This is a genomic window from Enterococcus sp. C63 (assembly GCF_040887215.1).
Lineage (GTDB): Bacteria > Bacillota > Bacilli > Lactobacillales > Enterococcaceae > Enterococcus_B > Enterococcus_B hirae.
In genome coordinates, this window is record NZ_JBFOFI010000002.1 from 79,397 (window position 1) to 103,568 (window position 24,172).

Consider the following 24,172-nt stretch of genomic DNA (forward strand, 5'->3'; position numbering starts at 1 on the left):
GCTACTAGTAATTAGAAAAAGAAAGAATATTTTTGTAGCTGTTTATCAGAAAAGAGCGCTTTAATTCTAATAAAATGATAAAATGAAAGTATCAAGTGTTGGAGGAGATGTATGCAAGCAAAGTTTAAAAATTCAAAATTATTATTTTGGACTGTCGAGTTGGTACTGACGATTATTGGGGTATATTTTATTTTACAGATGCCAAATGTCTTTAGTCCAGTGTTAAAAATGTTATCAGCGATTTTATTGCCATTGCTGGTTGCTGGATTTTTCTATTATATGTTTGATCCGGTCGTTGTTTTTTTGGAAAAACGAAAAATCCCAAGGGTTTATGGATACATATTAACGCTAGTTGTTCTAGTCGTACTAACAGTTTTAGCGATAATGAATGTGATTCCTCAATTGGCAGAACAGACGATCCAGTTGACTAAAAGTTTGCCGATGTATGCGGAAGAGACAAGTAAATGGCTCAATGAATTGGCACAGCGTGAGGAAATCAAAAATTTCAATATTGAAGAACAATTAGCTTCGGCTAATCTTTCGTTGAGTAATTTGTTCAATATTGTATTGGTAAGCTTATCCAGCAGTGTCTCTAAAGTTTTTTCATTTATGATGCAGTTTTTTGTTTTACTGTTTACCGTGCCTTTTATTCTATTATTCATGTTTAAAGACGGACACAAATTTATCGATGCTTTAGCAAAATTCTTTCCACAAGGGATTCGAGGTGAAGTACGTCAAACGGTCAAAGAACTAAATGAGACGTTATCGGCATATATCAGTAGTACGATCGTTGATGCGGTTATCATTGGTATCATGAGTTTTATTGCTATGACCATCTTTAAACAACCATATAGTTTATTGTTAGCTGTATTTTGTGGTATCACCAATATTATTCCATATGTGGGACCTTTTATTGGCGCTGTCCCGGCAGTGATCGTTGGTCTATTTGTTTCACCATTCCAAGCATTATACATGGCGCTTTCGATCCTTGTTATCCAACAATTAGATGGAAATGTAATCAAACCGTTGTTATTTGGAAAAAACATGAATATGCATCCATTAACGATTATCTTAGTGTTGATCGGTGCTGGCAGTGTCGCAGGGATTCTAGGAATGTTGATTTGTATTCCGGTGTATGCTGTCATTAAAACATTAGTCTTGAATATCAGAAAAATTTACTTATTGCGAAAGTTTGATTCTGGTGTAGAACCAACGATCCAAGAGATAAAAACGAATGGACGTGAAAATTAAAGGTACTATAAAGAAGTAGAAGGTAGCACAACAGTAGTCACTAAGTAATTTTGTACACCATTCACTATTTATTAGAGAGAGCCTGGGACAAAACTTGTCTCAGGCTCTTTTAGTATCTCTAAAACGAATAAACGGTGAGACAAAAGCAGCATCTTCGGAAATAAGCCGAAATTTACCAAAAATTTGAGAAGCAATTTTCGGAAATTCCTTCTTATTTCTTGATGCTAAACACTTTTGTCTCAACCTCCTCTCTTTTTGTTAAAATTCTTATGGGATCCTGGGATTGTTTGAAAATGAGTAATTTTTTCCCATAATAAGTTAAAAAAGACTATAATAAACAAAATCTTTCTTACGCTTTCGTAAAAAGTAAGTAACGGATAACGAAGTTAAAGAAAACGCATACAAAATTGTCTGTTGCAATGGACAAAGTCCAGTGAAACAAAATAAATAATGTGTCTTATGATAAAGATACACAGGGGGGATGAAACATGACTAGTCAGATGAATCGAGAAAATAAGTTGATCCTTTTGTTATCAAAACAAAAAGATTATATGACTTCAGAAGAACTAGCCATTCTATTAGAAACTTCGACCAAAACAATTTACCGTTTGATAAAGAAAATCAATCTTGAATTTCCTAACGGTCACTTGATCCTAGCCGAAAAAGGTCGGGGGTACAAATTAGATTATGGGAAGTTTATCGAACAAACCAATGAACTGAATAAACCCTCTGTAGAGCTATCGCCTGCTGAACGTCAAGATCGAGTAATGGAAGAGTTACTGATGGTTTCACCTAAAGCACTTAAAATCACTGAGCTGTTCAGAGATTATTATGTTGGTGATTCTGCTATTGCCAATGATGAAAAGCAGATAGCTAAGAAAATAAAAAAGTTTGATCTTGAACTGATCCGTAAAAATCGCACGCTTGCGATCCAAGGATCAGAAACAAATATTCGGCGAGGGATCGCCGAAGTCATCTGGCGGATGAATATTCTTGATATTGATGAAATCAATCGAACAAAAGAGTTGAATTTTAATCGTTACGATGTGTTGTTTGTATCAGAACAATTGAAATTGATTGAAAAAACATTAGGCGGTGGAATCCCTTATCCTTATAACGTCAATATTTTTTCACATCTGTACATCATGATCAGCCGTTCCAGAAAGACGAATTACCAAATCAAAGAAATCGAGTTATCTACCGAGCAACTTCAATCGTTAGACCACGAAAGTCCAATTTATGAGATGGCGATGATCGTGATCCAAAACGTGGAACGTTATCTCGTTACTCGCTTACCGATGAACGAAGTCTATTATTTGTATCAATATCTGGTATCCTCACGGATGGAAAAAACAACGCAAAAGAAACAGGTTTTTCCAGATAAAGTATCAGAAATTACCTCTTATTACCTGAAAGAGGTGGGCGATAAAATCAATCTGAAGGTGGCGAATGAAGCGATTTTTGTTGATCTAGCCAATCACATCAAACCAATGCTCAATCGGTTAAAAAATCATATCCATGTCAAAAACGGATTGTTAGAACAAATTCAATTGACCTATGAAGAGATTTATAAAAATGTATCAGTCGTTTCTAAAGATGTTAGCAAAAAGTATCAGCTGCCTTTGATCAATCAAGATGAAATCGGTTTTATCACATTATATTTTGCACGGATGTTGGAAACACAGCAACTACCGATTCAAACACTGATCATGTGTACTACAGGGATCGGTACTTCAGAATTATTAAGAGCAAAAATCAATAAGAAGTTTCCTGAACTGGCGGTCGTTGATGTGATTGCCACCAAGAATTACCAATCAGCATTAGAAAAAAATCCCGGAATTGAATTGATTTTAACAACCATTGGAATCAAAGATCCGCTGCCTGCACGTACATTACTTGTTAGCGGCATGTTAACAGCAGATGATCAGTTAAGAATCCAACGAAAGATTGAGGAAATATACAATGAAAGATGATTGGCTCGAATATGTTCCTCCCACAGTATTCCATTCACGAAATGAAGTCTATGAATGGCTAGCACAGCAAGTCGATTCAGAAATGGGAATAAAAAAAGAACAAATCGTACAAGCGTTGTTGGAACGCGAGGAAACTGGAGATATTCAAATTGATGAAGGGGTACTTCTACCTCATATTGAAAATCAATTAGTCAAAGCAACAAAAGTCATTATTTTGCCATTAGAACAAAGAATGGCGAACTGGAACCCAGCAATCCAACAAGTCGAGTTGATTCTTGCGGTATTTCTGGCACCGCAAGAAAAAATCGAAACCAAGCGTCAAATAGCAAACTTCATGCGCCTACTAGCAGATGAACAAGTAATCGAAACTTTAAAAGAAGGAAAAAGACTGGAAACAATCGATGGAAACGAAAGGAGAAATGACAAATGAAAATCATTGGAGTAGCAGCTTGTACCGTGGGAATTGCCCACACCTACATTGCTCAAGAAAAATTAGAAAATGCAGCTAAAAAAGCAGGGCATGAGATACACGTAGAAACCCAAGGAACCATCGGGATCGAGAATGAACTAACGCCTGCACAAATCAAAGAAGCAGATTTGGTGATCTTAGCAGTGGATGTAAAAATCAGTGGTCGAGAACGGTTTGAAGGAAAGCGGATCATCCAAGTACCGACTGAAATTGCGATCAAATCACCAAATAAGTTGATTGAGAAAGCCATGGAAGTCGTAAAACAGTAAAGAATAGGAGTGAAATTTGATGGTAGAAGTAGCAAAAATCATTGATCCAAATAATATTAAGACCAATTTAGTGGGGGAAACGAAAGATGAAGTACTCAAAGAATTGGCAACGGTGTTATTGCAAAATCATTATATTACAGATGTAGATGGCTTCATGGCAGATATCTATGCGCGAGAAGAAGAAGGACAAACTGGGATCGGCAATTATATTGCCATTCCTCATGGGAAAAGTCCTTATGTAGATAGAATTGGTGTAGCAATCGGTGTTACAGAAAATGAGATCCCTTGGGAATCATTAGATGGTAAGGGAGTCAAAGGAATTATTTTATTTGCAGTGGGGGATGATAATGAAGGGGCACAAGAACACTTGAAGTTACTTTCGCTATTTGCTAGGAAACTAGGGAATGATGAAGTAATCGAGCAATTGATCCAAGCAAAAGATGCAGATGAAGTGGTCGCAGCATTCAGCTAAAAATCAAAGGAGGATAAAAAGATGAAAATCGTTGGAGTAGCAGCTTGTACCGTGGGGATTGCTCACACCTATATTGCCCAAGAGAAACTAGAGAATGCGGCAAAAAAAGCAGGACATGAGATGCACGTAGAAACTCAAGGAACCATCGGGATCGAAAATGAATTAACGCCCGAACAAATCAAGGAAGCAGATTTGGTGATCTTAGCAGTTGACGTGAAAATCAGTGGTCGAGAACGCTTTGAAGGGAAAAGAATCATCCAAGTACCAACTGAGATTGCGGTGAAATCACCCAATAAATTGATTGAAAAAGCGCAAGAAGTGTTAGCACAGCAAAGTATTTCATAAAAATAAGGAGGAAGACTGATGGAAAAGATAAAGAAGCTGAATCTGAAAGGGCATTTGTTAACTGCCATCTCTTATTTAATTCCCATTGTGTGTGGTGCGGGATTTCTGATTGCGATTGGGATGGCATTTGGTGGAACGAGCCAAGGAACTTTGGTGCAAGGCGAATTTTCATTTTTTGATGCCTTAGCAACGATGGGTGGTGCTGGTTTAGGCTTATTACCAGTCGTGATTGCTACGGGGATTTCTTACTCGATTGCTGGAAAACCTGGTATTGCTCCTGGCTTTATTATTGGTTTAACAGCTAATGCGATCGGTGCAGGGTTTATTGGTGGAATATTAGGTGGTTATCTAGCTGGTTATCTTGTTTTAGCAATTTTAAAATATTTCAAAGTACCAAATTGGGCAAAAGGCTTGATGCCAACATTGATTATTCCTTTTGTTGCTTCATTTATTGGTGGATTAGTGATGGTCTATGTGATTGGAGCTCCAGTCGCAGCATTCACTTCTTTGCTAACGAACTTCTTGGATGGATTAGGAAACTCTTCCTTGTTGATCTTTGGGGGAGTGATCGGTTTACTAAGTGGTGTTGACTATGGTGGACCAATCAACAAGACGGTTTTTGCTTTTGTGTTAACGATGCAAGCAGAAGGCGTGAACGGTCCTATTACAGCTTTACAACTTGTGAATACCGCTACACCAATCGGTTTTGGCTTGGCTTATTTCATAGCTAAACTTTTCCGCAAAAACATTTATACAAAGGTTGAAGTGGAAACCTTAAAGTCAGCAGTTCCTATGGGTGTGATCAATATCGTTGAAGGGGTCATCCCGCTAGTGATGAATGATATTGTTCGTGGGGTTGTAGCAACTGCAATCGGGGGCTTTGCTGGTGGTGCGACTACTATGATCTTAGGTGCAGATGCAACGGTTCCTTTTGGAGGCGTTTTAATGATCCCAACGATGTCACGTCCTTGGGCAGGCGTTATCGCCATTTTAGTCAATGTGATCGTGACAGCGGTTGTTTTAGCCATCATTAAGAAAGATGTTGGTGAGGAAGTCACAACAGTCCCAGAAAAAGAAGAGGAAGACATTCGTTTAGATGACATTCAAATCTTTTAAGCGATAAAGCAAATTAGTTAAAAGGTGTCGCTATAGTGTAGATAAATTATAGAATAAAGGAGTTTTTTCAATGAGCAAAGTAGCTTTTTCACCATCCTTAATGACGATGGATTTAGATAAATTCAAAGAACAAATCGAATTTTTGAATGAACATGTTGATTCTTACCATATCGATATCATGGACGGCCATTACGTTCCGAACATTACATTATCGCCATGGTTCATCGATGAAGTACGTAAAATCAGTCAATTACCTATGTCTGCTCATTTAATGGTCAGCGATCAAAGTTTTTGGGTAAATCAACTAATCCAACAAAAATGTGAGTGGATTTGTATGCATGCTGAATTACTTGACGGTTTAGCTTTTCGTTTGATTGATCAAATCCATGATGCTGGCTTAAAAGCTGGAGTAGTCTTAAACCCTGAAACACCAATTGAAACGATTTTTCCTTATATCGAATTAGTTGATAAAGTAACGATCATGACAGTTGATCCAGGATTTGCTGGTCAACGATTTATCGAAAGTACATTAGATAAAATCACCGCATTACGACAATTACGGCAAGAAAAAGGATATCATTATTTGATCGAAATGGATGGTTCGTCTAACCGTCAATCATTTAAGCGAATTGATCAAGCCAATCCAGATATTTATATTATTGGGCGTAGCGGATTATTCGGCTTAGATGAGGATATCAAAACTTCTTGGGAGATCATGAAAAAAGATTTTGAAGAGATGACTGGAAAAACAGTCGAATCAAATAGTATAAATGCGTACAGTCTATAGCTATACAAGAATCAAAAATTACTTTTAGGGAATAAATACGCTTTTCTTGCAATACCCGTGTAAGGAATGCTGAGAATATAAACAAAAAATAAACCAAAGAACTTCAAAAATAGGGAAATCTATTTTTTGGATTCTTTGGTTTATTTTGCGTACTTAGGTTTAGGTACCTCTGTCACGATCTCTCAAAAATGATCGATCAATAGAGAAATTCAGTATCGTGTTTCAACGCAAGTTGTAAGTAATCATCTGCTGGTTGTTGATCCGTGACGATGTATTCAAAAGAGGTCCAATCAGAAAATTTATACGCATGTTTTTTATCAAATTTTGTATAGTCGACTAATAACAAACTTTTATCTCCTCTAGACATTACCTTCTTTTTCACTAAGGCTTGAGCAAAATTAGCTTCATAGATCCCTGATAAATCAATTCCTGTCGAACTAAAAATACATAAATCGATTTGAAAAAGGTCTAAGAAAGAATTCCCATAGTCCCCAACAACGCTCTCGGCATCCTTGATTACTTCACCCGCCAGCATAAAAACTTTGGAATCTTCCGTACAAGCTTGAGAAAGCTCATAGGCGATTTTCAAGCCATTTGTTATGACAACGAGATTTGACAGTTTAACTAAATAGGGAAGCAGCTGTTTCACAGTTGAACTTGAGTCAATAAAAAGACTCATTCCTGGTCCAATAAATGTGCTAGCGATCTCCGCAATTTTTTCTTTTTCTTGAACCATGACATTTTCACGATAATTTGTTGAGATGACGTGATTTCTTTCGACTTCTAAAACGACACCACCACGGTAACGACGGATGATCCCATCTTTTTCAAGTGCGACTAATTCACGCCTTAAAGTCGAAGGAGAGCAAAACAACTGTTTTTGCAGTTCTGAGTTATCTAATTTTTTATATTTTTTTAGCAAAGTTAAGATTTGTTCTTTTCGTGACTCAGTCATGGCTATCCCTCCTTAACCACTGGTCTAACATGACTAAAGTGTACCACAAGAAACTTATTTTTGTCCGTATGTTTTAAAACGAATCGCCATATTTGCCATTTCTTCTTCGGACATCAAGGTTGGTTTGCCAACACTTGAAGCTATGATATGGACTTTTGAACAATATTCTAATTCTTCTAAAACGGCAAAGGCTTCAGTCATTGTCTTTCCACCAGTCAAAACGCCATGATTTGCTAATAAAACGGCTTTTCGATCTTTCATGGCTTCATAGGCATTTAGAGATAATTCTTCCGTGCCAAATGAAGCATAGTCTGCACAACGAACATCTTTACCGGCAACAGCAATCATGTAATGTGATGCAGGCAATGGTTGTCTGAGGACCGCTAGCGCAGTGGAATAAATCGTGTGACCATGGATGATATAGTCTAGATCTTCCCGCTTTTCATACATGATCCCGTGCATTCGCCATTCACTGGAAGGGCGACGATGACCTTGAACGATCGTTCCATCTAATCGCATAGTCACGATGTCAGGTAATTCGATTTTATCAAATGGGATTCCAGAAGGCGTGATGAGCATCACTTCATCTTGTCGGATATACGTACTTAAATTTCCGCCTGTTCCTAAGGTATAGCCATCTGCTATTAATTTATTTCCATAATCGATCAATTCTTGTTTTTGTATTGAATACATCATAATCCTTCTTCCATCATCTTATTTATAAAAGGGGCCAAATGATTGGCAAGCATTGAAATCAGCTGCTTCTAAATCTTTTGTTCCGAAACCAGAAAAGGCGTGGGGTCTAAAGATTTTTTCACTAGGTACGTTGTGAAGTGAAACGGGAATGCGCAGCATACTGGCTAATGTCAGTAGTTCTGCGCCTACGTGACCGTGGACACTAGCGCCATGGTTGCTTCCCCAGTGGTTCATCATCGTATACACATCTTCAAAACCTTTCTCACCTAAGTTTGGTGCAAACCAGAGTGTTGGCCATGTTTGATCGGTTCGTTCGTTTAAGATGTCATGGACTTCATCAGGTAATGCACAGGAATAACCCTCTGCTACTTGTAAAGTTGGTCCCACACCCTCAACGATATTCAAACGAATGAGCGTTAAAGGTAATTCTGCTTGTAGATGGTATTGACTGGAGAAGCCACCGCCTCTAAAGTATTCATAATTAGCCCGACACCATTTTGTTTTTTCTAAGCAGGCTTGGATATCGGTTTTCGTCATATTCCAAAATTCTTTCATCGTTGAATTACCTTCGTGATCGATACTTCCACCACTGCCATCTAAAGCACTCGCACCTGAATTCAGTAGATGGATTAAGCCATGTTGTGCTTTACCCGTTAATTTGTGCCCAGTGATTCTTTCTACTGACTCCGCACTCCAATAGGTTCTGACATCGGAAAAAATCGGTGCTTTATTAGTCAATAAAGAGCCAAATAACATAGCAGCAGCGTTACAGGTATCATTTTCAGTAGCGAATGAGACGGGTTGTTTAGGGCCGTTCCAGTCAAAAGTACTGGTTAAAATAGATTCCATAAAATCACCATTGGGTAGCCAGTCGGTCCATTGTCGTTGTCCTTGGAACCCTCCAGCAATGGCATTTCTGCCTTTTGCTTCTTCCAGCCAACCCAATTTTGCTAGTTCAGGGTTGCCAAATAAAAGATCACGAACGATTAGGGTTTGTTTGGCAATAAAGTCCCACTGATCTTCTTCAGCGATATAGCGTGATTTTGTAATGACTTCAGGGAATGACTTGCCTGCATTGATATCGATTCCTTCCTGACAATATTGTTTGATCCAAGTTCTAATGGTGTCATATTCTTTCGGATCAAAGATATTTAGTTCGATTCGACGTAAGACTTCAGTCATATCCACATATTCAACTTGCATTCCTAGATATTTTTCAAAAAAGGTTTGATTGATTTGACTACCGGCAATTCCCATCGAAGAAGCACCAATGTTCACATAAGATTTGTTTTTCATTTCCCCAGCCGCCACACTCGCACGTGCAAAGAGTAAGATTTTTTCTTGGACGTCAGCTGGAATCGACTTGTCGTCACTATCTTGGACTTGTTCACCATAGATCTTATAGGCAGGGATTCCTTTTTGCGCATAGCCACTCATAGCGGCAGCTAAGTAAACAGCTCCTGGTCGTTCTGTACCATTAAATCCCCAAATCGCCTTAAAGGTATCTGGTCGTAAATCGATCGTTTCTGTGCCATAGCACCAGCAAGGTGTCACCGTTAAGGTAGCGACCACATCTTGACGGGCAAAATCATCGTCAACAAAGCTGGCATCGGCGTAACCGCCAATCGTTTGTTCTGGTAAAACGCACTGTACTGGAGTGCCATCCATGTAATAAAGGGATGTTTCGATCAATTCTTTTGCTCGACGCGCCATGTCCAGCGTTTGTTGTTCTAATGATTCACGGACGCCTCCTTGTCTGCCATCGATCGTGGGTCTAATGCCGATTTTAGGATAATTCATTGATGTTCCTCCTCATAAATTGTTTGTAGTTGATATAAGTTTGGTTAAAGGTTGTCGAAGTTTCTGGAAAAAAAGAAATTGGTGGATAATTTTCTGTAACGAGTGTCACCAATTCCTCTCTATTTTTGATTGCTTTGATCGCTAAAAATTGGGCTAACGCATTACCTAAAGCTGAATTTTCAGAATAGCAGACCTCTATCGTTGTTTGCGTTAAATTGGCTGTTAGTTGAGTCAAAAAGTGTGATTTACTCCCACCACCAAATAAATATAGCTTAGTGAAAGGAGCGGAACCTGCTAATTTATCGAACGTTTCAGCGTATTTAAATGCTAGATTTTGATAGATGGCTAAAAACAATTGTTGTGGCTCTTCAATTGATGAAAAATGATGTTGGTTTCCGTATTGCTGCAATTTTTTTACAAATTGACCTTTACTCAAAAATTCAGGATGTTCGTTATCAAAGAAAAAATGAATCGGCTCAGCAGTAAGTAGCATGTCTTGGATCTGTTGGATCGTGATTGACTGGGTTTGATTGCTGAACGCTAAAGCTTCCTCAATGAACCACATTCCTAACATGTTTTTGAGTTTTAATATTTTTCCATCACCGGCTTGTTCATAAGAATAGTTCGTATCTAATGGGTGATTGACCAAAATTCCTCTTTCTGATTTTTCTCCTAGAACAGACCAGGTACCAGAGGATAAAAAGAAACAAGAGTGATCGTTGGTTGGTAAAGCAAAGATCGCACTAGCAGTATCATGGGACATCACCGAATGAATCGGGAGTTGTTTTTCGGCTAGATTTATCAAACCGATTTTTGTATATGGAAGAACGATCGTTGAGAACAAGGAAGGGGAAATCCCTAATTGTTCAATAAGGTCGGATGCCCATTGATGTTTATCGATATCGAATAATTGACTCGTTGAGGCGATCGAAGATTCTGTTAAGATCGTACCTGTTAATAAAAAATGGATCAGATCAGGCATCATCAAAAGAGTACTTGCTTTATTTAGCTGTTCAGGATAATGTTCTTTCAAGTAGAGTAGTTGGGAACTGGTATTGATCGATGCATTTGGAATCCCTGTACGTTCGTGAAAGTGAGTTGGTAAATCCCCACCATAATGTAAATTAGGTTCTTTCAGCATAGTTTGATAGCAAAGTGGTGGTAGCACTAGCTGTCCTTTTTTATCTATCAAACCAAAATCACAGCCCCATGTATCGATGCCGATACTTTCAATGACATATTCTGTAGTTGCTAAAGTAATGATTTCCTTGATATTCGTCATGATTTTCTCAATATTCCAATGGATCTCATCTTTGTTGGGATCAATCACTTGGTAATCAGTGAAACGATAAACTTTTTCTTCCTTGATTTGACCATTCATTAAGGAAAAAACGATACCTCGCGCACTGGTAGCACCTAAATCAAAGGCTAAGATCGTACTCATAGATTTCTCCTCCTTTTCTAAGTGGATAGCAAATCTGCTTCGGTTATAATCATACAATAGAACGCTTACATATTTTCGCGTGAATCATTTTTTGAATAAATGTCAACAAATTATTCAAGTATGGAAACGTTTTAAATTGCTCGTTATACTTTGGTTAAATCAAATAGAAATGTTAACGGAGGAAAAAAATGAGTGTAAATAGTGAACGAAAATGGTTTTCTGAGAGTCGATATGGTTTATTTATTCATTTCGGATTGTATTCAGTGGCAGGAAGACATGAATGGGTCCAGACTTTAGAAGAAATCAGTGTAGCAGATTACCAAAAATATCTGGATCAATTCGATCCTGATTTATTAGATCCACATGAATGGGCTCAAAAAGCCAAAGAAGCAGGTTTTAAGTATGTCATTATTACAGCAAAACATCATGATGGCTTTTGTTTATGGCATACAAAAGAAACAGAATATCATATAGGAAAAACACCATATCAGAGAGATTTGTTAGGAGAATTGATTGAAGCATTTCGTCAAGTTGGAATCAAGATCGGTCTTTATTATTCTCTATTAGACTGGCATCATCCAGATTTCTTAGTAGATGGCTATCATCCAATGAGAAATAATCCAACCTATATCGAACAACATCCTGGCAACATGGAAAATTATCGCCAATTTATGGCAAATCAAGTCAGAGAATTATTGACAAGTTATGGTACGATTGACTATCTATGGTTTGATTTTTCTTATAAAAGCAGAGATTGGGGGACTTCGGTCGGTAAAGGGGCGCAAGATTGGGGTAGTGTTGAATTAGAAAAAATGATCCATGAGATTCAACCCAATATTTTGATCAATGACCGGTTAGACTTACATCGTGGTGTACTTACCCCAGAACAATTTGCTAGAAGTAAGGCAATGGACAACGAAGAAGAGGTATGGGAAACCGTTCAAACCTTAAATAATAGTTGGGGTTACGATCGGGACAATCTTAATTTCAAAACGAGTGAAATGGTAGCGAAACAACTAGTGGATACTGTCTCCAAAGGTGGGAATTTCACGATGAATATTGGACCAAACGCACGAGGAGAGTGGGATGACAATAGCGATAGCATTTTAAGTTCTGTTGGTCAATGGCTACGAAAACATGGAAAAGTGATTTATGGTGCGGGGTTATCTAGTTTTACACCACCTCAAGATTGTCGATACACTCAAAAAGGAAATAAATTATATCTTCACATTTTTAGTTGGCCTTATCGAACGATTTTATTACCAGAATTAGGTGGGAAAGTGAAGTTTGCGAAACTGCTCAATGATGGTTCCGAGATTCGGTTTGTCGATACGAAGCATTTAGGAGGAGAAAGAAAAGCGACAACTAATTTATACAAAGAGATTACTGAAGTTCATGTGAAGGAGGCGCTTGACCCGAGCATGTTGATGCTAAACATTCCGATTAAAGAACCAAATGAATTGATCCCAGTGATTGAATTAACACTAAAGGAGGAAGAAAAATGAGTATCGGCATTATTCTTGCAAGCCATGGCGAGTTCGCTTTAGGCGTAAAGCAAACGGGAGACATGATCTTTGGAGAACAAGAACAGGTAGATGTGTGTGTATTGATGCCTGAAAATAGTCCAGAAGAGTTTCGCCACCAAGTGGAACAGGTGTTAGCGAAGTATTCCGTTGATGATGAACTGTTGTGTTTAGTTGATCTATGGAGTGGGACACCTTTTAATCAGCTGAACCAGCTGAAAGAAGAAGGAAGCAGAAAAATCGAAATTGTTTCTGGTTTGAATATTCCGATGCTTCTTCAAGCTTATAGCGAACGCTTTAATCCTAAGGCTTCACTGAATGAAATCGTTCAGAATATTTCGACCGTCGGTGTTCAAGGGATTAAAACGTCCCTTGGAAGCACCGCAGCGGATTTACCATCGAACACAGCAGAGACTGAGCCATCAGTTGTGGCTTCCGTTTCCAACAAAATGAGTGAATTGGGGATCAGCCATGTCCGATTGGATGAACGGTTGATCCATGGTCAAGTAGCGACACTTTGGTTAGGGAAAATGGGAACAACAAGAGTTATGATCGTTGATGATGGAGTTGTCAATGATCCAATTGCTAAGGCCTCTTTAAAAGCTGCTGTTCCAGGTGGTATCAAATTGAGTATATTGAAAACGGTTACCGCTGCGAAACGGTTAAAAGAAGGGATTTATCAAGATCAAAAAATCATGTTGCTTACCAAAAAGATTCAAACGATCTTTGATTTGATCGATGCGGGTGTACCAATTGAATCATTTAATTTAGGCAATGCCAGTTCGAGAGAAGGAACCCTTCAAATCAAAAAATCCGTCTTTTTAACCGAAGCAGAAATTGCGAAGATTTTAGAGTTGGAAAAAGCAGGAGTCGTTGTGACGGCACAAATGGTACCAATGGAAGAAGAAAAACGATTTTCACAATTTTACGGAAAGTAGGGGGAACGAATGAATATAGAAATTTGGCAAATCATCGTATTATCACTGTTAGGATTTTATGTCATCATCGAAAATTTAGGGATCAATGTGATTGCTAACCAAGCACTGATCGTAGGTACCATTACAGGTTTAGTAATGGGGGATCTGACCACTGGATTGGCAGTAGGTGCGACATTGCAATTAATGGGATTGGGTATTCAAGCTTATGGAGGAGCAAGTGTCCCAGATTATATGACCGCTTCGATCGTGGGAACTGTTTTTGCGATTACGAGTGGAAGAGGTGTGGAATTTGGTATCGGATTAGCTGTTCCAGTAGCATTGTTGATGATCCAGTTAGATATTTTTGCTCGTTTTTGTAATGTGTTCTTTCAAAAGAGAATCGATAAAAATATTCGTTTAGCTGATACTAAAAAAATAAGAATTTATCACTTGTTGGGAGCAATGAGTTGGGGATTATCACGAGGAGTACCTATTTTTATCGTCTTTAGTTTTGGTGACCGAGTGATTCAAATTGTTTCAGATGTAATTCCAGAATGGTTGACTGGCGGGTTGGCAGTTGCAGGAGGCATGTTACCAGCAGTCGGTATCGCCATTTTATTAAGATTTTTACCAGTTAAAAATTTCATTACGTACTTGATGATTGGGTTTTTGGCAGTTGCTTACTTAAAGATGCCTATGTTTGGCGTGGCTTTATTAGGATTGGCTTTAGCCATTTTACAATTTAAGAATTTGATTGGAAAGCAAAACAATCTGACACAAGTGGCTCAAGCTGATGCAAATGGAAAAGGAGGATTAAGTGCTGATGAGTACGAAGATTAATCAAAAAGACCTAGATAAAGTAAGTATCAATTGGTTGTATGGTAGCCAATTGTCTTGGAACTACGAGCGAATGATGGGTGGGGGCTATTTGTACTCCATGTTACCGATCATCGAAAAACTCTACGGCGACGATGAAGAAACCAAGATTGCCATGATGAACATGCAAAGTCAATTTTTTAATACAACACCACATATGGGCGGTTTTATTTTGGGAATTGATATCGCTACTGAAGAAGCGGAAGGCAAACAATCAAAAGATACGGTGTCTAGTTTGAAAACTGGATTAATGGGTTCATTTGCTGGTGTCGGGGATACGATTTTTGGAGTATTGTTCCCAACTGTTTTTGGTTCAGTGGCTTCCTATTTAGCTCTACAAGGAAACGCGATCGGAGTTGCTGTTTGGGTATTAGTGAATCTGGCGATTTTAGTCTTTCGATTTTTCTCTGTAAGAATAGGTTATACTCAAGGCGTGAAATTAGTGACTAGTATGTCCGGACATTTGAATGCGTTGACCAATGCTGCTACTTTATTAGGGGTCACGGTGATTGGTGCCATGATTCCATCGGTGATCAATGCCCAAATTACTTGGACCTTTAAAACGGGAGATGTCGAACTTAACCTTCAAGAAACACTAGATCAGATCATGCCGATGATGATTCCAGCCCTTTTAGTGGGTGTCATTTATTGGTTGTTAGGCAAAAAATACTTTAATTCAACAAGAGCGATTTTAGCGATCATGGTGTTATCGATTTTATTAAGAGTATTCGGAATCATGTGATTTTCTAACTAAATGAGGAATAATCATAAAAAGGAGAGAGCCTTATGACACTCGCATTTTTTGAAGAATGTAAAAAATTAACTGAAACATTAGAGAAGTATGAAACAGAAAATATAACGAAAGCAGCCCAAATCGTAGCCGATGGAATTATGAACGGTGGGATTACGCAGGCTTTTGGTAGCGGACATTCCCATGCAGCAGCGCTAGAAATCAGTGGGCGTGCAGGTGGATTGATACCGTCAAAACTGATTTTAGATCCTGCGGGGGGCATGTATGAACAACATGCTGGTGTCGGACGAACACTCATGCACAAAGTGTCCATCCATCCCAATGATGTCTTTTTCCTGATTTCTAATTCTGGAAGAAACCCCATGGCAATTGAAATGGCTGAGGAAATCAAAAAGCGTGGAAATAAATTGATCGTGGTCACGGCATTGGCTGCCTCTAAAGCATCCACTTCACGACATGAAAGTGGAAAGTTATTGTATGAATTTGCAGATGTTGTTTTAGATAACCACTCTGTTTATGGTGATGCGGTATTACCTGTTGATGGATTAGAGACCAAAGTATGCGGGACTTCGACATATGCGGCTACATTGTTACTCCAACAAACGATGTTAGAAGCCATTGAGCGAATGGTTGCTCAAGGTTTTGAACCGCCAGTTTATTTAAGTGTGAATATCGATGGGGGACACGAACGAAACCTAAAAATCGAAGACCAGTATGCAGAGAGAATTTTCCATATTTAGTTTCATGAACATATCAAATGATTGACTGAGAAAAAGCACATAAAAAAGAACGTTTAAGGTGGGGACAACCCAACGCTTAAACGTTCTTTTCCTATTTAGTCATCTAAACCAATCAAATAATCGTCATCTTGCATTGCTTCCACATGCCCTAAGAGGTAGCCATTTCCCACTTGTGAGAAGAAATCATGGTTGCTGGTACCGGTAGAGATACCGTTCATCACGATTGGATTGACATCATTCGCTGTATCTGGAAAAAGTGGATCCATTCCCAGGTTCATCAATGCTTTATTGGCATTGTAGCGCAAGAATGTTTTTACTTCTTCCGTCCAACCGATTGGATCATACAGTTCCTCGGTATAACGTTCTTCATTTTCGTACAATTCATATAATAAATTATACATCCAGTCTTTTAGCTGTTCTTGTGCTTCTTCTGATAGTTCATTGTAACCTAATTGGAATTTGTAGCCAATGTAAGTCCCATGAACAGATTCATCTCGAATAATCAATTTGATGATTTCTGCTACATTCGCTAACTTATTATTTCCTAAATAATAAAGAGGAGTATAAAAGCCGGAATAAAATAAGAATGTTTCTAAGAACACACTAGCGATTTTCTTTTCTAAAGGTGTGCCATTTTTGTAGATTTCATTGATACGTTCCGCTTTTTTTTGTAAATAAGGATTTGTATTCGTCCATTCAAAGATTTCTTCGATTTCTTTTTTTGTATTCAATGTACTAAAAATGGAAGAATAGCTTTTTGCATGGACCGATTCCATAAATTGGATATTGTTCAATACAGCCTCTTCATGCGGCGTACGGACATCCTTACGCAGCTGATCCATTCCGCTTTCTGATTGGACAGTATCGAGTAAAGTCAGTCCACCGAAGACATGGCCAACCGTATCTTTTTCTAACTGTGACAGTGTCCGCCAGTCATCTAAATCATTAGACAAAGGAATACGGGTATCTAACCAAAATTGTTCAGTTAGTTTCTCCCACGTAGATTTATCAATGATATCTTCAATTTCATTCCAGTTTATTGCTTCATAGTAAGTTTCTGACATGAGAAATGCTCCTTTATTTAAATTACCTGTCTGTTCATTTTTTGCTTACTTGTTTTAGATGACACAACTTTCACATTGATTGCTGCCGATTTCTTCTGCATCATCAGTAAACGTCCGAACGTAATAAATTGATTTGATTCCTTTATGGAAAGCGTAGTGACGTAAGATATTCAAATCACGTGTTGTTTGTTTAGTCGTTGTTTTCCATTCATATAGACCTTCTGGGATTTCAGAACGCATAAATAGGGTTAAACTCATTCCTTGATCTACATGTTGTTGAGCAGTTGCGTAAATGTCAATGACTTTTCGCATGTCCATGTCATAAGCTGAAGTATAGTAAGGAATTGTTTCATTTGACAGATAAGGCGCTGGGTAATAGATTTTCCCGATTTTCTTTTCTTGACGCTCTTCGATCATGCGTGTAATCGGATGAATACTTGCACTAGTGTCATTGATATAAGAAATCGAACCATTCGGCGCTACAGCTAGACGATTTTGATGGTATAAACCATCGGTCATGATCGCTTGCTTTAAGTTTTCCCAATCTTCAGCAGTTGGAATAAAGATTCCTTCAAATAAAGCTTTTACTTTATCAGATTTTGGTTGGAATTCTCCAGTAACATATTTATCAAAATAGCTTCCATCTGCATAAGCAGATTTTTCAAAGTTATGGAAGACTTGTTTTCTTTCACGAGCAATCGTATTACTTTCAACTAATGTCCAGTAATTTAAAAGCATAAAGTAAATATTTGTGAAATCTAAGGATTCTTCAGAGCCATACGCCATTTGTTCCTTCGCAAAGAAAGTGTGTAAGCCCATTGCTCCTAGTCCGATCGTATGATTCAATTTGTTTCCATTTTGGATTGGAGGGACAACATCGATATCGGAAGCATCTGTGATGTAAGTCAATGCCCGTGTCATCGTACGCACAGACTGACCAAAATCAGGGCTGTCCATCAAGTTAACGATGTTAGTCGAACCGAGATTACATGAGATGTCCGTTCCTAATACTTCATATTCTTGTTTTCCATTGATAACAGAAGGTGTTTGAACTTGTAGGATTTCCGAACACAAGTTACTCATGATGATCTTTCCGTCAACTGGATTTTCACGATTAGCTGTATCAATATTGATGATATAAGGATAACCGGATTCTTGTTGTAATTTCGAAATTTCATTTTCAAGTTCACGTGCTTTGATTTTTTGTTTCCGAATATTAGGATTCGCTACTAAATGATCATACTCAGCAGTGATGTCGACATAAGAAAATGGCACGCCATATTCTTTTTCCACACTATAAGGACTGAAAAGATACATTTCTTCATTTTTACGAGCTAACTCGTAAAATTTATCAGGAACGATTACACCAAGTGAAAGTGTCTTTACTCGGATCTTTTCATCTGCATTTTCTTTCTTGGCAGAAAGAAAAGCAATGATATCTGGGTGGAAGACGTTCAAATAAACGACACCAGCACCTTGACGTTGACCTAATTGGTTTGAATAGCTAAAACTATCTTCAAATAATTTCATAACAGGGACAACACCACTTGCTGCTCCTTCATAACCTTTGATCGGTGCCCCCGCTTCACGTAGGTTTGAAAGAGTGATCCCAACACCACCGCCGATACGTGATAGTTGTAAAGCAGAGTTGATCGAACGACCGATAGAGTTCATATCATCAGTTACTTGTGTCAAGAAACAAGAAACGAGTTCCCCACGACGTTTCCGACCGGCATTTAAGAAAGAAGGGGTAGCAGGTTGGTAACGTTGGTGGATCATTTCATCTGCTAAAGACAGCGCCAATTGTTCATCACCATTAGCAAAATAAAGTGCGTTGAAAGCTACTCGATCTTCATAAGATTCAAGATAAGCAGTCCCGTCATTCGTTTTTAACGCATATTGTGAATAAAATTTGTAGGCAGCCATAAATGATTTAAAGGTAAAGTGTTGTTCTGCTAAAAATTGATAAAGTGATTCAATAAATTCAGCAGAGTACAGTTGGATAAATTCTGACTCTAAATAGTCGTTTTCAATCAAATAATTGATTTTATCCATTGCTGTTGCAAACGTCATCGTGTTTGGTTTGACATTTTCTTCAAAAAAAGCGGTTAGCGCTTCTTTATCTTTATTTAGCGGGATCTGACCATTTACTGGTCGATTGATTTCATTGTTTAATTTAAAGTAACTAACATCTTTTAACTGCTTAAGACTCATAAGTACGCCCAACCTTCATTCCATATTTTGATAGTGAATATTGTTTCGTGCTGTAAAAAAGGATTTGGGGAGTTTACGGCAAAAACAAGTGCCTCAATTCCATCAAATCCAATTCTACGTTCTTTTCCATTTCGATTGACTGGTGACTAACTAGCAAGTTTGCGAAGTTGATCTGGTCGAAACCCGATCACCGTTTGTGCATCTGACGTAATGACAGGAACACTTTGGAATCCTTGAGCTTTTAACCATTCAATTGCATCTGGTTGTTCGTCGATATTAACTTCTTCAAAATCGATTTGGTTGTCAGTTAAAAAGCGTTTGACCATCTTGCATTGCATACAATTATTTTTAGAAAATATTTTGACATTCATGTGTATTGCCTCCTCCACAGCTCTTGTTTATCTATAATGAATAGTATAAAACTATTAGTAAAAAAGTCAAACAACAAACACTACATCTTGTGTTGTGGAAACTGTGGAATACTATGTTTTGTGGTTTTTGAAAAACAGCTGAAAACAAGTAACAGGGGAAAAAATACTTGTTTTAGTACAGTGAAGGTTGTGGAAAAATCCCCAAAAAGATTTTTTTATCTCCTTATTAAGTGGTTAAATGAAAGTTCGCTCATAAAATCACAACGTTCGTTGACTTTATCAAGTAACGAGAGTATTCTTATTGAGAATGATTCTCAATGTATGTTGATAAATGAAGTAAATACTAGGAAAAATAAATAGAAAGAACTATCATGATGTTTTTCACAAGAAGGAGATGAAAATCGATTTATGAATTTGAATGCTACTTTATCTTTAGATGCCACTGTCCCTTTAGAAGAAGCGAAGCTAAATCTTGTTTACCAAATTGAAAAATTGCAAACGAGTGAAGCAGTCAAAAAACATTTGCAAAATCTCGGTATAATCGTTGGAAGTAAACTCGTTGTTATCAATCGATCAGGAAGTAATGGAATCGTCCTGCTAAAAAATAATCGGATCGCGATCGATCGAGAGTTGTTTAAACAAATTTTAGTGAAAAAGAACGAACTTTCTAAGGATAACTGGACTTCATTAGATCAACTGACTGTTGGAGAACGAGGAATCGTTGTAGGGATACATGGAAAAGGCGCTGTTAAACGGCGTTTGATGGATATGGGTGTAACGAAAAATGTTCCTTTGACTGTAAGAAAATTAGCACCACTAGGAGATCCGTTAGAAATTACCTTGCGAGGGTATGAGTTAACGCTTCGTAAAGAAGAAGCAATGTTGATCCTTGTGCAAAAAGAGGTGTAAAAAATGAAGGTAGCTTTAGTTGGTAACCCTAATAGTGGAAAGAGTAGTTTATTCAATGCCTTAACTGGTGCTAAACAATACGTAGGGAATTGGCCAGGGGTAACGGTGGAAAAAAAAGAAGGAAAAATGAAGAAGAATCCGATAATCAAGATTCAAGATTTACCTGGAATCTATTCCCTGTCACCTTATACACCTGAAGAAGTAATTGCGAGAGATTATTTGACCAACGAATGTCCTGATCTGATCATCAATATTGTCGATGCCACAAATTTAGAAAGAAATCTTTATCTGTCTGCACAATTATTAGATCTAGGCATCCCCATCATTATCGGACTGAATATGATGGATATCATTAAAAAAAATGGCAAAAAAATCAATGTCGAAAAATTAAGTTATGGTTTAGGCATACCTGTGATTCCTATCAGTGTATTGAAAAAAGAAGGATTGGATAAACTCACGAAGAAAATCATTGATGCCTCCAAGCAGCCAAAAGAACAGAAGGTATCCTTACTAACTAATTATGACGATCGACTAGAAGCTGCAATCCATGAAATCGAAGAGATATTAGGAAAAGATCAGCCTTTTCAACGCTGGTCTGCCATCAAATATTTTGAGCGTGATCCACAGTTATGGGAAAAACAAACAATAACGACAAAACAAGAAAAAGAAATTGAGCAGCTGATTCGTCTGACAGAGAGACTATTTGATGAAGATAGCGAAACAATAGTTATTAATGAACGATATGAATGGCTAACGCAACTTACTGCACTTTGTGTCGTGTCTACGGATTCATTTCGCTTGTCCATCAGTGATAAAATCGATCGAATCGTTACTAATCGCTGGTTCGCTTTACCAATTTTTGCTTTTGTCATGTGGCTGATCTATTATTTAGCGATTCAAACAATCGGAACAATGGGAACTGATTGGATCAATGACACGTTATTTGGCAGCTGGTTGCCACAACACGTCGAACAGGTACTGGTCAACTGGCAAGTGGCACAGTGGATGCAACAATTGATCCTCAATGGAATCATAGCAGGGGTAGGCGCAGTGTTGGGCTTTCTACCTCAGCTGATCGTCTTGTTCTTGTGTTTAAGTTTCTTGGAAGATTGTGGCTACATGTCACGGATCGCTTTTGTGATGGATCGTTTATTTCGGAAATTTGGTTTGTCAGGAAAATCGTTTATTCCTATGTTGATTGCTACAGGTTGTGGTGTTCCAGGGGTGATGGCTAGCCGAACCATTGAAAATGAGCAAGATCGGCGCTTGACGATTATGGTCACGACGTTTATGCCATGTTCTGCTAAATTACCAATCATTGCTTTGATTGCAGGAGCGTTTTTCCCCCATACTTCTTGGGTAGCACCCTCTGCTTATTTTCTAGGTATGTCTTCCATCGTTTTATCAGGGATCATGTTGAAGAAGACGAAGTTATTTGCTGGCGATACCGCACCATTTATTATGGAACTACCAGCGTATCATTTTCCACAAGGAACAACGATTTTACGCCAAACCTATGATCGCAGTAAATCATTCGTCAAAAAAGCAGGAACGATCATCTTTGTTTCAAGTATTTTGATTTGGTTTACTTCTTCGTATAACTTTTTTGGTCAACCTGTTACGGAAGATCAAAGTATTCTAGCAAGTGTTGGACGGATTGTGGCTCCTCTTTTCCAACCACTAGGATGGGGGAATTGGCAAGGAACAGTAGCTACGATCACTGGATTAGTGGCCAAAGAAAATGTCATTGGGACTTTTGGTATTTTGTTTGGGCACAAAGAAGTAGCGGAAAATGGTCGAGAGATTTGGCAAGCATTACAAGGTACGTATACTTCCGCTGCTGCTTATTCCTTATTGTCCTTCAATCTGCTTTGTGCTCCCTGTTTTGCAGCAATCGGTGCGATCCATCGTGAAATGAATTCAAGGAAATGGACACTGATCGCAGTTGGCTATCAATGTGGGTTTGCTTACTTGGTAAGCTTCATGATTTATCAGTTCGCTCATTTATTAGAAGGCGGCTCTATCGTATTTTCGACTTATTTAGCAGGTATGGTCCTGATTGGATTAGGTTACGCTTTATTGAAAAAACAGCAGAAGAAACAAGAAATTTTGACGTTATCATTAGAAGGTGGAAATTAAATGGCGACTTTTTTATTAAGTGTATTGATCTTTGGCAGTGCTGGTTATATCGTGTTTTCACGTGTCAAATCAGGAAAAACGTGTGATGACTGTAAAAGTGCTTGCCCAGTAAAGAAAATCTAACGGATGTGAGATGATAAAAACAACGAGTGATGATCGAAAAACAGTTCATCGTTCGTTGTTTTTTTTGTGGTTGATTCTGCTTCTTTTGATTTTTCTCCAAGGAACAGACTTAAAACCTTTTTAAGATTTTTTGCTTATTTTGATTTCCCATAGTAAGATGTAACTGAAAAAGAGAAGGAAGAGGAGAATAAATGGCAGGAAAGAAAAAAATTGTTCGTCCAAGATACCAACAAATCGCAGTTGATCTGGCTGAACGAATCGTGGAAAACCGTTATCAGGTGGGGGAGAAGATCCATGCAAGATCCACTTTAGCAAGTACATATAATGCTTCTCCTGAAACTACAAGAAAAGCAATCAATGTGCTAGTTGATCTAGGGATCATGGAGGTTCGCCATGGCAGTGGGGCATTCGTTGCCTCAAAAGAGAAAGCCAAAGATTTTTTATTGCAATACCAAGATGTTCAATCGATCCAAGAAACAAAAGCCGAAATTATGGCAAGTGTCGAAAAGCAACAAGAAGAATTGGATCATTTTTCACAATTATTAGATCAATTAGTCAGTCAAACGAAACGGATACATAAGATGAATCCTTTATTGCCATTTGAATTAACGTTGACGAAAGAAGCGACCCATCTTGACCGCTCCATCAGCGAGTTGAATATTTGGCAAGCAACAGGAGCGACAGTGATTGCGATTTCCCATAAAGAAGAGTTGCTCGTTTCACCTGGACCGTATGCCAAATTCACAGCGGGTGACACTGTACATTTCATTGGAAACGAATTTACCTTACAAAGAATGACTAATTTCTTCTATCCAGAAAACTAGTCCTTTAATTATTTTTTATCATCAAATTTTAATCTTGGATAAGCCTAACCGCTAGGGCTTTATTCAAGTTTTTTTTATTTTGGAAGCAAACAAAAAAGTCTCCTTTTTGACAAAGTGACTACACGATGTTAGTATAGTGTGGTC

24 protein-coding genes are annotated in these 24,172 nt (G+C 38.1%); 17 read left to right on the plus strand and 7 right to left on the minus strand.

Going from position 1 to position 24,172, the window contains the following annotated elements:
• Positions 1 to 111: 111 nt before the first annotated feature.
• The 8 genes from AB3H90_RS03005 (at position 112) to alsE (ending at position 6,682) form a co-directional block, all read left to right on the plus strand.
• Positions 112 to 1,251, plus strand: a complete 1,140-nt coding sequence (locus tag AB3H90_RS03005; RefSeq protein ID WP_368016152.1) for an AI-2E family transporter — start codon at positions 112 to 114, stop codon at positions 1,249 to 1,251.
• Between the two features lie 488 nt (positions 1,252 to 1,739).
• A complete protein-coding gene (locus AB3H90_RS03010) occupies positions 1,740 to 3,224 on the plus strand; it encodes a PRD domain-containing protein (RefSeq protein ID WP_010720084.1) in 1,485 nt (494 codons plus the stop codon).
• Complete coding sequence (locus AB3H90_RS03015) at positions 3,214 to 3,654, plus strand: PTS sugar transporter subunit IIA (RefSeq protein ID WP_123875093.1); 441 nt, start codon at positions 3,214 to 3,216, stop codon at positions 3,652 to 3,654. The genes AB3H90_RS03010 and AB3H90_RS03015 overlap by 11 nt, the downstream gene beginning before the upstream one ends.
• A complete protein-coding gene (locus AB3H90_RS03020; protein WP_010720082.1) occupies positions 3,651 to 3,962 on the plus strand; it encodes a PTS fructose transporter subunit IIB in 312 nt (103 codons plus the stop codon). Before AB3H90_RS03015 ends, AB3H90_RS03020 begins: the two co-directional genes overlap by 4 nt.
• A 19-nt stretch (positions 3,963 to 3,981) precedes the next feature.
• Positions 3,982 to 4,434, plus strand: a complete 453-nt coding sequence (locus AB3H90_RS03025) for a PTS sugar transporter subunit IIA (protein ID WP_010720081.1) — start codon at positions 3,982 to 3,984, stop codon at positions 4,432 to 4,434.
• Positions 4,435 to 4,455: 21 nt separating this feature from the next.
• Positions 4,456 to 4,779, plus strand: coding sequence for a PTS fructose transporter subunit IIB (locus tag AB3H90_RS03030; protein WP_034699505.1), 324 nt, complete (start codon positions 4,456 to 4,458; stop codon positions 4,777 to 4,779).
• 18 nt (positions 4,780 to 4,797) lie between these two features.
• Positions 4,798 to 5,895 carry a PTS fructose transporter subunit IIC gene (locus tag AB3H90_RS03035; RefSeq protein ID WP_010720079.1) on the plus strand — a complete coding sequence of 366 codons (1,098 nt, stop codon included), beginning with the start codon at positions 4,798 to 4,800 and terminating at the stop codon, positions 5,893 to 5,895.
• Between the two features lie 70 nt (positions 5,896 to 5,965).
• Entirely contained in the window at positions 5,966 to 6,682 is a 717-nt protein-coding gene (gene alsE, locus AB3H90_RS03040) for a D-allulose 6-phosphate 3-epimerase (RefSeq protein ID WP_010720078.1), read from the plus strand.
• A gap of 196 nt (positions 6,683 to 6,878) precedes the next feature.
• On the opposite strand, the gene AB3H90_RS03045 is transcribed toward alsE, so the two are convergent.
• Genes AB3H90_RS03045 through AB3H90_RS03060 form a run of 4 tightly spaced genes read right to left on the minus strand, consistent with a single transcriptional unit; the run spans position 6,879 to position 11,577 of the window.
• Positions 6,879 to 7,637: a DeoR/GlpR family DNA-binding transcription regulator gene (locus tag AB3H90_RS03045; protein ID WP_010720077.1), complete on the minus strand. Its 759-nt coding sequence runs from the start codon at positions 7,635 to 7,637 to the stop codon at positions 6,879 to 6,881.
• A 54-nt stretch (positions 7,638 to 7,691) separates the two neighbouring features.
• Entirely contained in the window at positions 7,692 to 8,330 is a 639-nt protein-coding gene (locus tag AB3H90_RS03050; RefSeq protein WP_010738454.1) for an L-fuculose-phosphate aldolase, read from the minus strand.
• 21 nt (positions 8,331 to 8,351) lie between these two features.
• Positions 8,352 to 10,133: an L-fucose isomerase gene (locus AB3H90_RS03055; RefSeq protein ID WP_368016154.1), complete on the minus strand. Its 1,782-nt coding sequence runs from the start codon at positions 10,131 to 10,133 to the stop codon at positions 8,352 to 8,354.
• Positions 10,120 to 11,577, minus strand: a complete 1,458-nt coding sequence (locus tag AB3H90_RS03060; RefSeq protein WP_368016155.1) for a rhamnulokinase family protein — start codon at positions 11,575 to 11,577, stop codon at positions 10,120 to 10,122. Before AB3H90_RS03060 ends, AB3H90_RS03055 begins: the two co-directional genes overlap by 14 nt.
• A gap of 188 nt (positions 11,578 to 11,765) precedes the next feature.
• Here AB3H90_RS03060 and AB3H90_RS03065 point away from each other — a divergent pair, with 188 nt between their 5' ends.
• The 5 genes from AB3H90_RS03065 to AB3H90_RS03085 are packed head-to-tail and all read left to right on the plus strand — an operon-like array spanning position 11,766 to position 16,384.
• On the plus strand, positions 11,766 to 13,082 hold the full coding sequence (locus tag AB3H90_RS03065; protein WP_368016156.1) for an alpha-L-fucosidase: 1,317 nt from the start codon (positions 11,766 to 11,768) through the stop codon (positions 13,080 to 13,082).
• Positions 13,079 to 14,038: a PTS mannose/fructose/sorbose transporter subunit IIAB gene (locus AB3H90_RS03070; RefSeq protein WP_034699513.1), complete on the plus strand. Its 960-nt coding sequence runs from the start codon at positions 13,079 to 13,081 to the stop codon at positions 14,036 to 14,038. Before AB3H90_RS03065 ends, AB3H90_RS03070 begins: the two co-directional genes overlap by 4 nt.
• 9 nt (positions 14,039 to 14,047) lie before the next feature.
• Positions 14,048 to 14,857, plus strand: a complete 810-nt coding sequence (locus tag AB3H90_RS03075) for a PTS sugar transporter subunit IIC (RefSeq protein WP_010720071.1) — start codon at positions 14,048 to 14,050, stop codon at positions 14,855 to 14,857.
• The gene (locus tag AB3H90_RS03080) at positions 14,841 to 15,635 is read left to right on the plus strand and encodes a PTS system mannose/fructose/sorbose family transporter subunit IID (RefSeq protein WP_010720070.1); all 795 of its coding nucleotides are present in this window, start codon (positions 14,841 to 14,843) and stop codon (positions 15,633 to 15,635) included. The genes AB3H90_RS03075 and AB3H90_RS03080 overlap by 17 nt, the downstream gene beginning before the upstream one ends.
• Before the next feature lie 44 nt (positions 15,636 to 15,679).
• Entirely contained in the window at positions 15,680 to 16,384 is a 705-nt protein-coding gene (locus tag AB3H90_RS03085) for an SIS domain-containing protein (RefSeq protein WP_368016157.1), read from the plus strand.
• A gap of 95 nt (positions 16,385 to 16,479) precedes the next feature.
• Here the strand turns inward: AB3H90_RS03085 and nrdF are convergent, their stop codons facing one another.
• From nrdF to nrdH, 3 genes are all read right to left on the minus strand, one after another.
• Complete coding sequence (gene nrdF, locus AB3H90_RS03090; protein ID WP_010720068.1) at positions 16,480 to 17,448, minus strand: class 1b ribonucleoside-diphosphate reductase subunit beta; 969 nt, start codon at positions 17,446 to 17,448, stop codon at positions 16,480 to 16,482.
• A 54-nt stretch (positions 17,449 to 17,502) separates the two neighbouring features.
• Positions 17,503 to 19,662, minus strand: coding sequence for a class 1b ribonucleoside-diphosphate reductase subunit alpha (gene nrdE, locus AB3H90_RS03095; protein WP_010720067.1), 2,160 nt, complete (start codon positions 19,660 to 19,662; stop codon positions 17,503 to 17,505).
• A 146-nt stretch (positions 19,663 to 19,808) separates the two neighbouring features.
• A complete protein-coding gene (gene nrdH / locus AB3H90_RS03100; RefSeq protein WP_010738447.1) occupies positions 19,809 to 20,033 on the minus strand; it encodes a glutaredoxin-like protein NrdH in 225 nt (74 codons plus the stop codon).
• A 408-nt stretch (positions 20,034 to 20,441) separates the two neighbouring features.
• On the opposite strand from nrdH, the gene AB3H90_RS03105 reads away from it, so the two are divergent.
• The 4 genes from AB3H90_RS03105 (at position 20,442) to AB3H90_RS03120 (ending at position 24,028) form a co-directional block, all read left to right on the plus strand.
• Entirely contained in the window at positions 20,442 to 20,942 is a 501-nt protein-coding gene (locus AB3H90_RS03105; protein WP_010720065.1) for a ferrous iron transport protein A, read from the plus strand.
• A 3-nt stretch (positions 20,943 to 20,945) separates the two neighbouring features.
• The gene (gene feoB / locus AB3H90_RS03110) at positions 20,946 to 23,081 is read left to right on the plus strand and encodes a ferrous iron transport protein B (protein ID WP_368016158.1); all 2,136 of its coding nucleotides are present in this window, start codon (positions 20,946 to 20,948) and stop codon (positions 23,079 to 23,081) included.
• Positions 23,082 to 23,204, plus strand: coding sequence for a hypothetical protein (locus AB3H90_RS03115; protein ID WP_010720063.1), 123 nt, complete (start codon positions 23,082 to 23,084; stop codon positions 23,202 to 23,204).
• Positions 23,205 to 23,395: 191 nt separating this feature from the next.
• The gene (locus AB3H90_RS03120) at positions 23,396 to 24,028 is read left to right on the plus strand and encodes a GntR family transcriptional regulator (RefSeq protein WP_010720062.1); all 633 of its coding nucleotides are present in this window, start codon (positions 23,396 to 23,398) and stop codon (positions 24,026 to 24,028) included.
• Positions 24,029 to 24,172 lie beyond the last annotated feature (144 nt).